This is a genomic window from Bradyrhizobium sp. WYCCWR15520 (assembly GCF_056174665.1).
Map to the genome: position 1 here is coordinate 23,800 of NZ_JBWBWM010000022.1, position 14,342 is coordinate 38,141.

General features: G+C 63.2%; 13 protein-coding genes. 3 read left to right on the top strand and 10 right to left on the bottom strand.

Annotated elements, in window-relative coordinates; genetic code table 11:
- Positions 1-146 precede the first annotated feature (146 nt).
- The 3 genes from AC0QUY_RS24640 to AC0QUY_RS24650 are packed head-to-tail and all read left to right on the top strand — an operon-like array spanning position 147 to position 3,346.
- A complete protein-coding gene (locus AC0QUY_RS24640; RefSeq protein WP_475388803.1) occupies positions 147-626 on the top strand; it encodes a MarR family winged helix-turn-helix transcriptional regulator in 480 nt (159 codons plus the stop codon).
- Positions 619-1,785 carry an HlyD family secretion protein gene (locus AC0QUY_RS24645; RefSeq protein WP_475388804.1) on the top strand — a complete coding sequence of 389 codons (1,167 nt, stop codon included), beginning with the start codon at positions 619-621 and terminating at the stop codon, positions 1,783-1,785. Before AC0QUY_RS24640 ends, AC0QUY_RS24645 begins: the two co-directional genes overlap by 8 nt.
- A 4-nt stretch (positions 1,786-1,789) precedes the next feature.
- Positions 1,790-3,346: an MDR family MFS transporter gene (locus tag AC0QUY_RS24650; RefSeq protein WP_475388805.1), complete on the top strand. Its 1,557-nt coding sequence runs from the start codon at positions 1,790-1,792 to the stop codon at positions 3,344-3,346.
- A gap of 19 nt (positions 3,347-3,365) precedes the next feature.
- On the opposite strand, the gene AC0QUY_RS24655 is transcribed toward AC0QUY_RS24650, so the two are convergent.
- The 10 genes from AC0QUY_RS24655 to AC0QUY_RS24700 form a co-directional block, all read right to left on the bottom strand.
- Positions 3,366-3,845, bottom strand: a complete 480-nt coding sequence (locus AC0QUY_RS24655; protein ID WP_475388806.1) for an SRPBCC domain-containing protein — start codon at positions 3,843-3,845, stop codon at positions 3,366-3,368.
- 11 nt (positions 3,846-3,856) lie between these two features.
- On the bottom strand, positions 3,857-4,180 hold the full coding sequence (locus AC0QUY_RS24660) for an ArsR/SmtB family transcription factor (RefSeq protein WP_475388808.1): 324 nt from the start codon (positions 4,178-4,180) through the stop codon (positions 3,857-3,859).
- Between the two features lie 192 nt (positions 4,181-4,372).
- On the bottom strand, positions 4,373-5,296 hold the full coding sequence (locus tag AC0QUY_RS24665) for a DMT family transporter (RefSeq protein WP_475388809.1): 924 nt from the start codon (positions 5,294-5,296) through the stop codon (positions 4,373-4,375).
- 211 nt (positions 5,297-5,507) lie between these two features.
- Positions 5,508-7,220, bottom strand: coding sequence for an FAD-dependent oxidoreductase (locus AC0QUY_RS24670; RefSeq protein ID WP_475388810.1), 1,713 nt, complete (start codon positions 7,218-7,220; stop codon positions 5,508-5,510).
- Positions 7,221-7,226: 6 nt separating this feature from the next.
- Entirely contained in the window at positions 7,227-9,056 is a 1,830-nt protein-coding gene (locus tag AC0QUY_RS24675) for a tannase/feruloyl esterase family alpha/beta hydrolase (RefSeq protein ID WP_475388811.1), read from the bottom strand.
- Positions 9,057-9,098: 42 nt separating this feature from the next.
- On the bottom strand, positions 9,099-10,970 hold the full coding sequence (locus tag AC0QUY_RS24680; RefSeq protein ID WP_475388814.1) for a bifunctional sugar phosphate isomerase/epimerase/4-hydroxyphenylpyruvate dioxygenase family protein: 1,872 nt from the start codon (positions 10,968-10,970) through the stop codon (positions 9,099-9,101).
- Positions 10,967-11,707, bottom strand: coding sequence for an ABC transporter ATP-binding protein (locus tag AC0QUY_RS24685; RefSeq protein ID WP_475388816.1), 741 nt, complete (start codon positions 11,705-11,707; stop codon positions 10,967-10,969). The genes AC0QUY_RS24680 and AC0QUY_RS24685 overlap by 4 nt, the downstream gene beginning before the upstream one ends.
- A 12-nt stretch (positions 11,708-11,719) precedes the next feature.
- Complete coding sequence (locus tag AC0QUY_RS24690; RefSeq protein ID WP_475388817.1) at positions 11,720-12,463, bottom strand: ABC transporter ATP-binding protein; 744 nt, start codon at positions 12,461-12,463, stop codon at positions 11,720-11,722.
- A complete protein-coding gene (locus tag AC0QUY_RS24695) occupies positions 12,460-13,458 on the bottom strand; it encodes a branched-chain amino acid ABC transporter permease (RefSeq protein WP_475388818.1) in 999 nt (332 codons plus the stop codon). The genes AC0QUY_RS24690 and AC0QUY_RS24695 overlap by 4 nt, the downstream gene beginning before the upstream one ends.
- The gene (locus AC0QUY_RS24700; protein WP_161851228.1) at positions 13,455-14,330 is read right to left on the bottom strand and encodes a branched-chain amino acid ABC transporter permease; all 876 of its coding nucleotides are present in this window, start codon (positions 14,328-14,330) and stop codon (positions 13,455-13,457) included. Before AC0QUY_RS24700 ends, AC0QUY_RS24695 begins: the two co-directional genes overlap by 4 nt.
- Between the last annotated feature and the right edge of the window lie 12 nt (positions 14,331-14,342).

A 14,342-nucleotide genomic window follows, 5' to 3' on the forward strand; every position in this document is an offset into this window, starting at 1 on the left:
TTGTAGCACTTCTGACGGCCAATCCCAAAGCCCGGCTTCCGCTGGTTCCCAGCCATGTGCTGGAAGCGGATCAGGCCATTGTTAACTCGGCATGCGGAATTCATAAGCAAGCTTATTATATCGCTAGCTTATGGAGGCTGAGGGCGATGCGCGGTTCGGTGGACATGAATTTCCTTTTTACGCTCGGCGAGGTGCAGCGGATGATGCGCGCCTATGCTGACCGGCAGGCGGCGCGCTACGGCATCACCCGCGCGCAATGGGCTGTTCTGGCCAAGGTCGAACGGACCGAGGGCCTGAAGCAATCGGAACTCGCCGAACAGATGGAGATGCAGCCGATCACGCTGACGCGGCTGATCGACAAGCTCTGCGACAATGGCTGGATTGAGCGCCGCGGCGACGAGAACGACCGCCGCGTCAACCGTCTCTATCTGCGCAAGGCCGCGCGTCCGTTACTCGGCAAGCTTGCCGGGCTGCGCGCCGAACTGACGGCGACCGCACTCGATGGCATCAACCCTGCCGATGCGCACCGCCTGCTCGACCAACTCGACCTGATCAAGGAGAACGTTCGCAACGCGATCCAGAATCCTGCGAACGAATCTCCACGAAAGGAGCAGCGTTATGGCTGATCCCGTGCTCAAATTCCCGCCCGAGCAGAAGAACAGTCCGGCATCGCCGCGAACGAAACTTGCCGCCGAGCCGCGCCGCCGCCTGTTGGCCGGCCTGCGTCGCTATCGCCGCTTCCTGCTGCTCGTCGTGCTGCCGCTGGTCGCGCTGGTGGCCGGAGTGACGTTCTATCTCAACGGCGGCCGCTACGTGACCACTGACGATGCCTATGTCGGCGCGCAAAAGATTCTGATCACGCCCGACATATCAGGCAAGATCGAGAAGGTCGTGGTGAAGGAGGGCCAGCAGGTTGGTCCGGGCGACGTGCTGTTCGAGATCGATCCCGTGCCGTTCCGACTCGCCGTCGCGCAGGCCAAGGCCAACCTGGCGCAAGCGAACGTCACCTACGACAATCTGATCGCCGACCTCAAGATCTACGGCCAGATGAGCGAGCTCTCGCAACAGGGCATGGACTTGAAGCGGCGCGACGTCGAACGCAAGTCGGCGCTGGTGAAGAATAATTTCGGCTCGCAGCTCGACCTCGACAATGCATCGACCGCCCTCGTTACCGCGAGCGCGCAATATCAGCTGCTGCAGCAGAAGATCGCGACCGCAAAAGCGCAGTTGCTCGGCAATCCAGACCTGCCGCTCGGCGAATTCCCGCCCTATGCCCAGGCCAAGGCGGCGCTCGACCAGGCCCAGCGCAATCTCGATCATGCCGTGATGCGCGCGCCGATGGCCGGCATCGCCACCCAGGTCGAGCAGATTCAGCTCGGCCGCTTCGTTACCGCCGGCACGCCCGTGTTCAGCATCATCGACACGTCGAACCCGTGGGTCGACGCCAACCCGAAGGAATCCGATTTCACCCATGTCGCGGTCGGCCAGTCCGTCACGCTCGAGGTCGATGCCTTCCCGAACCATCCGTTCAAGGGCACGGTCGGCTCGCTCTCGCCCGGCACCGGCGCGCAATTCGCGATCCTGCCGCCACAGAATGCGTCGGGCAATTTCGTCAAGGTGGTGCAGCGCGTGCCGGTGCGGATCTATTTCGACAAGAACGACAAGTTCGTCCGCAAGCTGAAGGCCGGCATGAGCGTCTACGCCACGATCGACACCAACCATCGCCGTTCGTTGCCCGCCCTGCTCGGCATGTCGCCGGCGGTGGCGAACCAGGACCCCGAATAACGCCATGACGACGGGCGCACCATCGGCTGCCGTTCCCGGCCTGCGCCGGAACATGGTGACGATCTGCGCTATGACAGCGACCATCATGCAGGCGCTGGACACGACCATCGCCAACGTCGCGCTGCCCTACATGCAGGGCACGCTGTCGGCCTCGCAGGACCAGATCAACTGGGTCCTGACCTCCTACATCGTCGCCGCCGCGATCATGACCGCGCCGGTCGGGTGGATCGCCAACCGCTTCGGCCGCAAGCGCATCTTCATCGTCTGCTCGGCCGGCTTCACCGTCGCCTCAGTGATGTGCGGGCTGGCGCAGGACATCACCCAGATGGTGGTATTCCGCCTGCTGCAGGGCGTGTTCGGCGCAGCGCTGGTGCCGCTGTCCCAGGCGGTGATGCTCGATTCCTACGCATTGCACGAACGCGCCAAAGCAATGGCGATCTGGGGCATGGGCGTGATGATGGGGCCGATCATGGGTCCCTCGCTCGGCGCCTGGCTGACCGAGACCTATTCCTGGCATTGGGTGTTCTTCGTCAACCTGCCGTTCGGCGTCATCACCGTGCTCGGCCTTGTGATCTTCATGGACGAGACCAGGAAGGACCTCGAGCTGCGGTTCGACTGGTTCGGCTTCACCGCACTGGCGGTCGCCATCGGCGCGCTGCAGCTTGCGCTCGACCGCGGCGAGCAGCTCGGCTGGCTGGAGTCCAATGAGATCATCGCCGAATTCATCGTCGCCGCCATCGGCTTCTATTATTTCCTGGCGCATTCGCTGACGACGCAGCATCCGTTCATCCAGTTCGCGCTGTTCAAGGACAAGAACTTCGTCGCCGGCTGCGTATTCATGGCCGTGATGGGGCTGGTGCTGTTCTCCACCATGGCCCTTGCCTCGCCGTTCCTGCAGAATGTGATCGGCTATCCCATCATCACCGCCGGGCTGCTGCTGGCGAGCCGCGGCTGCGGCACGTTCGTGGCGATGATGCTGGTCGGCCGCATGATGAACCATATCGAGGCGCGAACGCTGATCGTTTCCGGCCTCGGCATCACCTGCCTGTCGCTGTTCTATATGACGGGCTGGACCGACCAGACCGGCGCGACCGAGATCGTGATCATCAGCGTGGTCCAGGGTTTTGGCTTCGGCCTGGTGTTCGTGCCGCTGTCGACGGTGGCGTTCCTGACGCTGCCCAATCATCTGCGCACCGACGGCACCTCGATGCTGACCTTGATGCGCAATGTCGCCAGTTCGATCGGGATCTCGCTGGTGATCGCGCAACTGACGCAGCGCACGCGCTACACCTACGCAGTACTGTCGGAGAATATCAATCCGTTCAATCACGCCCTGCAGATGCCGGGCGTGCGCGATATGATCGATCTCGCCACAGACAAGGGCCGCGCCATGGCTGATATGATGGTTAAGGTGCAGGCGCAGATCATCGCGTTCTCGCACGACTACCAGATGGTGATGATCTTCACCGCCTGCGCCATCCCGCTCGCCATCATGATCGGCTCGACCAAGGCCACGTTACGCGAACAGTCGGTCGCGCCGGATCACGCGGTGATGGAGTAGCCGTCCGCGCGCGGTTTCGTTATGGCCGCGCCGGGATAGATAGCGCGTCAAGCCGCGCGTAGCTCGCTTCCATTCCATCTTCCATGCCGGTCGCCAGCATCGCGGCGCGCGTCGCAGCATCAGGCAGCGTCATTCGCATGGTCATCAATGTGCCGGTGCCATCGGGGGCAAAATTCGTTTCGACATGATTGTCCGGTGTCGGATCGGGCAGATGCATCCGTTCGACGTGCACGAGCCGGGTGAACGGCACGGTCTCGATAAACTCTCCGGTCAGATAGAAGCCGCCGCCCTTGCCGTCGCTCCATTCGTACCGGATCTTACCGCCGGGGCGCGCCTCGTTGATGCAGACCGGCATCGTCCAGCCCTCCGGACCTAGCAGCCACTTCTGGATCAGCGCGGGTTCGGTGTGCGCGCGATAAACAGCCTCCGGCGTGGCGGCGAAATGCCTGGTGACAACGACGTGGGTGTCGCCTTCGGTCTTCAGCGTCAACTTGCTCATCGGACTGCCTTTCACTCTTCGGTTTTCATGGCGGCCAGAACGTCGTCCAACCGGTTGTAGTTCGCACTCAGGGCCTGGCGCAGCATCCCGAGCCATTGGTCGATCTCGGCAACGGCCGTCGGCGCCAGCCGGCACGGCCGCTTCGTGCCTTCGACCCGGCGGAGGATGAGACCTGCGCCCTCGAGCACCTTGAGATGTCGGGAGATGGCGGGTTGCGTCATCTCGAACGGCTCGGCCAGCTCCATGACGGTGGCTTCGCCCAACGCGAGACGCGCCAGGATTGCGCGACGAGTTGGGTCAGCCAGGGCGGAAAAGGCGGCATCGAGATTTGGCATCGTCCATCTCAAATCTACTATATAACAAATACATTATATAACCGATCATTTATTGTCAAGTCGATGCCAAAGGCCGCCGTTATGACGGCCACGCGGAACGGCGCGACAAGGAGAGCGACTCGTCAGGTGAAATCGGCGACGCGCATCGAGCGCGAAGATGCCTTGATAAATTTCCGGGCAGCCGACGTCGCGTTAGGATGGTGATCCGCTCTGCTTCGCCTGCAGGCTCAACCACATGCCGCCGAGCGACAGTGCGCCGCCGATCAGATGGATCATGGTAGGCGCCTCCCCGAGAAACAGGATCGACAGCACCGCGCTGACGATCGGTCCGAGATAAAGGCTCAGGGAAGTCGACACCGCGCCGAATTTCGCGCCGAGATAGGCATAGGCCGAATAGGCAAAAAGCCCGGGGACCAATCCTGCGAACAAATACACCAGCGCCGCACGCCCGTTGAACGCGGCGGCCGGCGCGGTCCACATTTCGTGGATGGCGAAGGGCAACGAGAACAGCGCGCCCGCTGCCGCGAACAGGCCGATCCGCGCCAGAAAGCTCACACCGCTGCCGACACGATTCTGCAGCAGGGTGTACCCCGCCCAACCCAGCATCGCCATCAGCGCAAGCAGGTCGCCGGTTACCACGCCAGCGCCGACGGCTGCCTGCCCTTTGGTAATGATCAAGGCCGCGCCGGCCAGCGAGAGCAGCATGCCTATGATCTGGCTTCGATGAATGGGTTCCTGGCCGGACATGAAAGAGAACAGCAGTACTGCGAGCGGCGCGAGCGCCATGATCAGCGCCAGGTTGATCGCCGAGGTCGTAACGCCGGCGAGATAAACCGGGCCGCCGCACACGAACATGCCGAGAAAGCCCGCCGCCGCGATGCCGAGCGTCTGCCCCTGCAACACGCCGGGCCTTTCCCGCAATGCCATCACGATGGCCGGCAACAGGCCGAGCGCGACGATGCTCCAGCGAAAGAAGGCGATCGAGAACGGCGGTACGCTGCCGGCAACGCCGCGCGCCAGGATCATGTTCGAGACCTGGGCTGTGGCCACCAACAGGAAGCCGAGCAGGCCCAGCACTTCGCGCGCTTTGCTCGCGCTTTCCTTGGGTTCGATCATGTTCAATCCGGTACTGAGGCCGCTACCGACGACACGATCCTAACCCGCCGGCCTACCGGCAGCTATAGCTCGAAACCTGCTTTGCATCTCCGTTGCCATTCCACGTCGTCCGCAGCGGATAGACGAGACGGGATAGCTGCGGCGGAGATGCAGATCAATTCGCATGGTGCAAGTTCGAGCGCGATAAGCGCGGCAAGCGAAAACGACGGCGTCATTCGACGCCCAAGCGCCGAGCGGCGTCCGACGCCGCGATATAGGCAAACGCGATCGCTGGCCCGAGCGTGATCCCCGGTCCGGGGTAGGTTCCACCCATGATCGACTGCATGTCATTTCCGCAAGCGTAGAGGCCAGCAATCGGCTGATTGCCGGCATCTAGAACGCGGGCAAGCTCGTCCGTGACAAGTCCGCAGGAGGTACCGATATCGGAAGGATAAAGCCGGACCGCATAGAAGGGGGCCGACGCGATGCGGCCAAGGTTGGGATTGGCCCCGCCCGCAGACGCATCACCGTTGTGATTCTGATACACCGTGCTTCCCCTGCCGAATTCGGGATCAAGACCGGTTTGCGCATACAGGTTCATCCTGTCGACCGTCGCGCGCAATTGACCGGGATCGATGTGCAGTCGCAGTGCAAGCTGCTCGACGGTGTCGGCGACGCTGACATAGCCGTCGGCGACAGCCGCTCTGGTGCCCCAGCCACCAGGCCGCACCATGCCAAGGCCATACTTCCTGACTGAAACCGCATCCGCGATCAGAAACGCCGGAATGGCCGACTTTCCCTTTGCCAACATCTCCAGCGCAAACTGGTGATAGGAGATCGCTTCATTGACGAACCGACGCCCGTTGCTGTCGACAACCAGCGTCCCCGGTTTGGCACGGTCGAGCACGAAGTGCGGAAACACCGCTTGTGATCCGTCGCGCCGCCGCCGGATCGATGCGGGCGCCCAGAATGCAGGGCTGACATCCCGATCACCGAGGCGCGCACCGATCTCAAGGGCCTTGTCCTGCGCATCGCCGCTCGAGCCCGGCGCGACGGACGACCATCCGGACTCGGTTCCAAGCGCGGCGAGGCGTCGCTCGGCATGGCGGTTGAAACCGCCTCCCGCCAGAATCAGAGCGGCATTGACGCCGATCTCGCGCGATACTCCTTCCGAGATCAAACCGGCCGCCATAACGGCGCCGTCAGGTTTCCGGATGATCTTCGCAAGCGATGCGCCTGTCAGGATCTCTACACCCTGACGCATCAATGAATACAGTAGCCGGCCGACCAGCGCATTCCCCATCACGAGCCGTGTGCCCCTGCCATGGCTCGCTTTGTCGCGTGCGTAGCGCGCAAAGAGCTTGGTAGAGTGCCACAACGATTTGACGGACCTCGTTGACGACAACAGATGACCGATATCCGTCCTGTCGACCATCATTCCGCCAAGCAGCGTGAACTCCGGGAGCGGCGGTCGAACCAGCGCGAACGCCTCGCCAAGCAAACGCCCGTCGAATGGCAACGGCTCCAGCGCGCGCCCGGCGAGCGCCGCACCCTCAAGCTCGGAGCGATAGTCGGGATGACGAACATAGGCCCGCAACTTCACTTCGGAATGATTTTCCAGAACCTCGACTGCCGTGGGACCCGCCTTCAGGAAGGCGGCGCGCAGCGCAACGTCGGCATGGTTTCCAATGATCTGCTGCAGATATTTTTCGACGTTCGCCACGCTATCGATCGCGCCGGCGGCCGATGCATGGCGCGTATTGGGTATCCAGATCGATCCGGCCGACCATGCGGAGGTACCGCCGACAACCCCCGTCTTCTCGACCAGCAGCGTTTTCGCGCCGCGAATGGCGGAAAAAAGCGCAGCCGACATGCCGGCGGCTCCGGCGCCGATCACGACGACGTCGTACCCGGGCGAGATCTCGGATAATCGTGGGCGGCGCAAGGGCAGCTACCGGCAGCTATAGCTCGAGGCCTGCTTTGCATCTTCATTGCCGTTCCAGTTCGTCCGCAGCGGATAGACGCAGACGGGATAGCTGAGGCTGTTGTCACGCGACGTCAGCAGGATTTCGCCGGGCGCGGTGCCCTTCTCGACCCAGTCGATCAGCGCGGTGAAGAATTGGTCCTGCTCGCGTGTCGGTGTCTGATTGGCATTGCCCGGCAGCTTCGGCAACGGCACGCTGTCGTTCTTGCCGCCGACGGTATAGGCCCTCCCTTGCGAAGAGTGCGCCGATCCCGGCACAAGATACATCCGCATGAACTTCTGCACCTCGGCATACCCGCCCATCGCCGCCACCACGCGCTCGTGGTAATTGATGTTGCCGGCGGGCGGGATCGCATCATCGACGAGGCCCGTGTAGACGATGACCTTGCGGCCGAGATCGCGCAGTTTCGCGAGGTCCGCCTTGTCGGTGATGAGGTCGCTGAACAGCGTCGGCTGCAGCGCGACGCCCTTGTTCACGGCATCGGCGAGCCCGGCGTAATCAAGCTCCAGCCATTTATTGCGCACATTGGTCGAGACGTTCGTGATGGGTTCGCCTGACGACGTGCTGGCGTCAGGAGCGTAGCTGACATCCTGCAGCGCCAAGGCGACGCCATAGGAGGAGGCGCTGGTGATCAGGTTAGCGATGCCGGTGCTTTTGGTGAACGTCCACCAGAGCTGGTTCTTGCCGAGCGATTTGCCGGACCGCGCATCGGCGCTCTGCGCGGCATCGAAACTGCCATCGCTGGTGGCGCCGTACCAGATCCGGTTCAGCGCGTTCGCCTCCTTGAGACTCATGCAGGCCGCACCATCGGCATTATTGCCGGCGACGCCCTCGCCAGCCTCGCCTGCGCACAGCATGTCGGCATCGCGTGCGGGATTGTAATCGCAGGCAAAGGGATCGAGCAGGAAGCCGAGGCCGGCCTTATCGCAGGCGGCCACCGCGCGCTTGTTGGCGGCGGCAACCTTGGCGGCGAAGGCTGTGGCCTTCGGTTTGTCCGCCGACGTGAAGCCGAGTTCGGTTTTCATCACGATCTGCGGATAGAGCCCTGCCGTCCCGAATTTCGCGATATTCAGCGCCGGCTGCGCGATCATGTAGCCGTCGTAAAGCTCGGGATATTCCTGCACGAGTTTCAGGCCTTGCCGGCCACCCTGCGAATGGCCGTCGTAGTAGGCATATTTCGGCGCCTTGCCGTAGTAGAGGTTGACCAGCGCCTTGGTCTTGACGGCCTGCTCCACCATGGCGCGCACCGAGAAATCGCGCAGCGCTTCCACGTTGACCTTGCCGTCGGACAGAAATGCGAACGAGCCATCCTGATACCAGGGCTGGCCTGCGTCCGTGGTGCCGGAGGCGTATCCGATATTGGCATTGACGATCGCCGGCACCTTGCTGCCGATCTTGTCCGCATAGCGATGACCGCCGCCGACCCATCCGCCGCCGCCGTAATTGCGGATACGCTCATTCCAATTGGCCTGCGTCGGCAGCCAGACCTCGATCCCGATACCTTCGGACCAGGAGCGCGCGTTCCTGTCCTTCTCCGCCGTGGCGCCGGGGCCGACCAATAGCTTGACCAGGCACAGATCAGCGGCAGCCGTAATCGGCTGCGGCGCGTCAACTGCCTTCAGCTCCTCGCCCTTCTTCACCAGGCGAACTGCAACCACCTTCGTGTCGGCGTCCGGGCGAAACGCCGTCTTGATACCGTCATCGCAGGAAAGCGTATCGGCCGATGCTGGCGAGAGATAACCGCAGGCCGCGAGCAGCAATGTTGCGCCAACGACCTTCCCCTTCATGATCGACATCGCCTCGCCTCCCCTCAGTGTTCTTGTTTTCCATTCCGATGGTCACGCCTTGGGCATGGTCAGCGGCCGCGATTCGCGGGTCTGCGCCGCGAGCCTGATCGCGGCGTTGGCGGCGCCGAAGCCGTGATAGTTGCGGCGCTCGACGATCTCGAAGAAAAACCGCTCGTCGAACGCATGGGTATAGACCTGAAAGAATTCGCCGTCGCCTTCGCGGTCGTAGAGAATCTGGTTGTCGCGCAGCGCGGCCATGGTGGCGGCATCGAGGCCGTACTTGGCTTCGATGTCGTCGTAGTAATTGTCAGGGATCTTGAGGAAATCCGCACCGCGCGCACGCATGTCGGCGATCGCCGCGAAAATATCGCCGCAGGAGAACGCGACATGCTGCACGCCGGAACCGAAGAATTCGTGGATGAAGCGGGCCGACAGCGTGCGGGTGGCTGACGAGCCGTTGAGCACCATGCGCAGACCCCGATTGCCATTGATCAGCGCCTGGCTCTGCACCAGCCCGACCGGGTCCGCGATCTCCATCTGCGGCAGGCGCTCCAGATCGAGAATGCCGGTGTAGAACAACAGCCATGACAGCATCTCGTCATAGGGCATCGACTGCGAGATATGATCGACGGCATCGAGCCGGTCGCTGGCCGCATCGCTGCGCAGGGATTCGAAATCGAGGTCCCAGTTCTTGCCGGCTTCTTCGAGGAAATACAGCAGGCTGCCGCCGACGCCGCGGATCGCCGGAATCTCCAGCTCACCCGGCCCGACCGGCTGGTAGAAGGTCCGCGCCTGCAAGGCTTCCGCCCGTGCCATGGTCCTGCCGGCATCATCCACGTCGACGGCGATGGCGCAGACGCCGGGGCCGTGCGCGACAAAGTGCGAATGCGCAAAGCCGTCGGGTTCGCAATTGATCACGAGGTCAATACGGCCCTGCGACCAGCGTTCGACGTCCTTGCTGCGATGCGCGCCGGTCTTGCGGAAGCCGAGCTGGCCGAACAGCGCGGCGAGGCTTTTGGCTTTTTCGTCGCTGACGGCGAACTCGATGAAGCCGACGCCACGACTGTGTGCTTTCGGTGGCAAGGGCGCTGCCGGAGCGCTCGACGCCGCCGCGCGAACGTCATCCTCGAGCAGGATCAGCGAGCGCAGTCCATCGGTCGCGGTGCGTACCGCGGAGCCGGCGCGAAACTGGTCGTTGAATATTTCCAGCGACAGCGGGCCGGTATAGCCGGTGGCCAGCACGTCCTGCACGAAACGCGCGACCGGCAGATCGCCCTGCCCCGGGAAGCAACGGAAATGCCGGCTCCAGGACAGCACGTCGAGGCCTAGTTTCGGCGCGTCGGCCAGTTGCACCAGAAAAATCTTGTCGGCGGGAATCGACTGGATCGGCAGGGTCGGGAACGACGGCGCCAGCGCGTGAAAGCTGTCGAGGATGACGCCGATCGATTGGTGATCGGCGCGCCGCACGATCTCCCAGGCATCGCGATAGTCGTTGACATGAAGCCCCCAGGCGAGCGCCTCATAGCCGACGCGCAAGCCCCGTGCGGCGGCCCGCTCGCCCAGCTCGCGGAAATCGGCGGCCGCGCGATCAATGCCGCCAAGCGAGGCCGGCGAGATGTTGCTGCAGATCAGCATCAGGTCGGTCTGCAGTTCCTGCATCAGGTCGAACTTGCGCTCGGCACGTGCGAAGTTGCGGGCACGTTGCGGCTCCGGCATGCCCTCGAAGTCGCGGAACGGCTGGAAGGCGCAGATCGACAGCCCGAGATCCCGGCACATCCGGCCGACGTCGCGCGGGCTGCCGTTGAACGACAGCAGATCGTTCTCGAAAATCTCGACGGCATCGAACCCGGCTTCGGCGATCGCGCGCAGCTTTTCATCGAGCGCCCCGCTGAGCGAAACGGTAGCGATCGAGCGCTTGTTCATGCGGCCGTCTCCGTCATGGCGCCGCCCAGGAACAATTGCCCGATGCGGGGATCGTTCAGCACCCGCTCGGCCTTGTCGACGAGGCGGGTCTGGCCCAGTTCGAGCACGATGCCGTAGTCGGAAATCTCCAGCGCCGAGCGAGCATTCTGCTCGATCATCAGGATCGATACGCCGCGGTCGCGCAATTCCTTCAGAATGTTGAAGGTCTGCTGCACCATCAGCGGCGAGAGCCCGATCGACGGCTCGTCGATCAGCACCAGTTGCGGATTGAGCAGGAGGCCGCGGACGACTTCGAGCTGCTTCTGCTCGCCGCCCGACAGCGTGGATGCCTGCTGCGTCGCCTTCTTGCGCAGCACCGGGAATTTATCGAGCGCCGCCTCGATTCTGGCAGGCAGATCGGTGATGTCGCGGCCCGCGACGACGGCGCCGAGCTGGATATTGTCGCGCACCGACAGCTCGGGGAAAATATTGCGCCCCTGCGGCACGTAGCAGATACCTGCATTGAGCAGTTCGCGCTGGCTCAGCCCGGTGACGTCGCGTCCCTTGAAGACGACCTTGCCTTCGCGCAGCTTGAGCAGGCCGAAGATCGCCTTGAACACGGTGGATTTTCCCGCGCCGTTCGGACCAATGACGGTGGTGATGGACCCTGCCGGCACCGAAAAGCTGGTGCCATTGAGGATCGTCATCTTGCCGTAGCCGCCGACGAGGCCTTGAACATCGAGGATGGCATCGCTCATTGGTCGATCCCTCTAGTGGCCGAGATAGGCTTCGATGACGGCGGGATTGGCGCGCACTTCAGCCGGCGTGCCCATCGCCAATAGCTTGCCTTCCGCCATCACCATCACGCGCGTGCACAGCGACATCACGAATTCCATGTTGTGCTCGATGACGACGAAGGTGGCGCGCTTCTCGCGGTTGATCGCCGCCAGCCGCTCCTTGAGATCGCCGAGCATGGTGAGGTTGACGCCGCCGGCGGGTTCGTCGAGCAACACCAGCCGCGGCCCGCCCATGAACGCAATGGCGGCATCGAGCAGCTTTTGCTGGCCATAGGACAGGCCGCCGGCGGCCTCGGTCGCGAGATGATCCAGCTTGAAGAAGCCGATCATCTGGTCGGCTGCCGCTGATAATCCGGCATCCGACGGGCCGAACAGCCGCGACATCATGTTGCCCTGATGCTCCTGCCCGGCGAGGATCAGATTCTCCCGCACCGACAGCTTCGGAAACACCTGCAGGAGCTGGAAGGTGCGGCTGACGCCGAGACGATTCAGTTCGGATGGCCGCACCCCGGTGACGACCTTGCCGTCGACCTTCACCTCGCCACCGGTCGGCGCGAGCTGGCCGAGGATGCAGTTGAACAGCGTAGACTTGCCGCAGCCGTTCGGCCCGATCAGCCCGAGGATCTCGCCCTCCTGCACGTCGAAGCTGACGCCATCGACGGCCTTGATGCCCCCAAAGCTTTTCTTGATATCGCTGACTTCGAGGACCGCGGTCATGGCGCCGTCTCCAGTCTCGATTTGGTAACCGCGCGCAGCGCCGACGCCGTCTTGGTGCGGCGCTCGGCCAGATAGCGGTCGAGGATGCCGAGGATGCCGGTCGGCGAATAGATCAGCAGCAGCATCACGGCGACCGCGTACAGCATCAGGTAGTAGCCCTGCGTGAAGCGCAGCCATTCGGGCAGCAGCACGGCGATCATGGCGCCGAGGAACGGTCCGAAGAAGAAGCCGGAGCCTCCAACGATCACCATCATCAAGAGATCGAGCGAGAGCGAGAGATTGAACGGAACCGGATCGATATATTGCGTCAGCGGCGCATAAAGGGTACCGGCGACACCGCCAAGGGCAGAGCCGATCGCAAACGCCATCAGCGTATAGCGCCTTGTGTCGATGCCGAGCGACAGCGCCCGCACCGGGTTTTCGCGCAGCGCCACGAAGGCGCGGCCCCAGGGCGAGCGGATCAGCCACCACATCGCCAGCGAGACGACGCCGAGCGAGCCGAGGCAGAAGTAATAGAACGGCAGCGGCCGGTTGGTGGCGAAGCCCAGGACGTTCGGCCGCGGAATATTCGATATGCCGTAGATGCCCTTGGTGAGCCAGTCCTCGTTGCGGAACACCAGGAACGCGAGCGTCGAAAAGGCCAGCGTCACGAAGGCGAGGTAGTGATGCTGCACACGCAGCGCCGGATAGCCGAGAATCCAGCCGATCGCAAAGCACAGCACGATCGCGACGCCGAGCGCCGCAATCAGCGGCATGCCCTGTGTGGTCATGATCGCCGCCGCATAGGCGCCGATGCCGACGAACGCGCCCTGCGCCAGCGAGACCTGGCCGGCATATCCGAGTGTCAGATTGAGCCCCATCGCGGCGATCGTCATCACCGCCCACTGACTCAGGATATAGAGGCCGTAACGGTTGAAGTTCATCGGCACGATGATCAGCGCCGCGATAACGGCGATGCCGAGAGCAATGCGCAGATATTTTCCGTTGATGGTCATACCGTGCGCTCCTCGGGCCGGCCGAGCAGGCCCTGCGGCCGGAACAGGATGATGACGATCAGAAGAACCAGCGGCACCGCGGCACGATACTGCGTCGACACATAGGCCGCCGCCAGGTTGTCGACGACGCCGATCAGCAGCCCGCCGGCAATCGCGCCGCGCACCTGGTTGAAGCCGCCGACGATCGCCGCGATGAACGCCGCCTGCCCCAGCACCTCGCCGGAGGAGAATTTCGCCAGATAGATCGGCGTGATCAGCAGCGAGGCGAGCGCAACCAGGAATGCGTTGATCAGGAAGGTCAGCAGGATCATGCGTTCGACGGGCACGCCAATGATGCGGGCAACCGTCGGATTCTGCGCGGTCGCCTGCATCTGGTGACCGATCGACGTGCGGTTCAGCAGCATGGTCAGGCCGATCACCACGGCAATCGCGAGCGCGAGCACACCTAAGCTCTGCAGCGACACCACGCGGCCGAGGATCGAGACGTCACCGGCCGGCACGATGGAGGGGAATGGCGAGGCCTCGGCGCTGAAGAACTGCTTCACCGCTTCCTTCATGCCGATCGCCAGCGCCATGGTCGCAATCGCAAGCGGCAGCACGCCGTGCCGGAGCATCGGATCGACCAGCAGCAGCTTGAAACCGAGGCCGAGCAGCAACAGCGACAGCAGGATGCCGAGAATTATGGCGAGCCAGAACGGCGCGCCCGCATGCATCACCGCCAGCATCAGGAACGCCGGCAGCATCACGAATTCGCCCTGCGCGAAATTGATGGTCTGCGACGTCTGCCACAGCAGCGTGAACCCGACCGCGACAAGGGCATAGATCGCCCCGGTCGCAAGACCTGCCACGAGAAGATCGAGCAGATTCGACATGCTTCTCCCCTC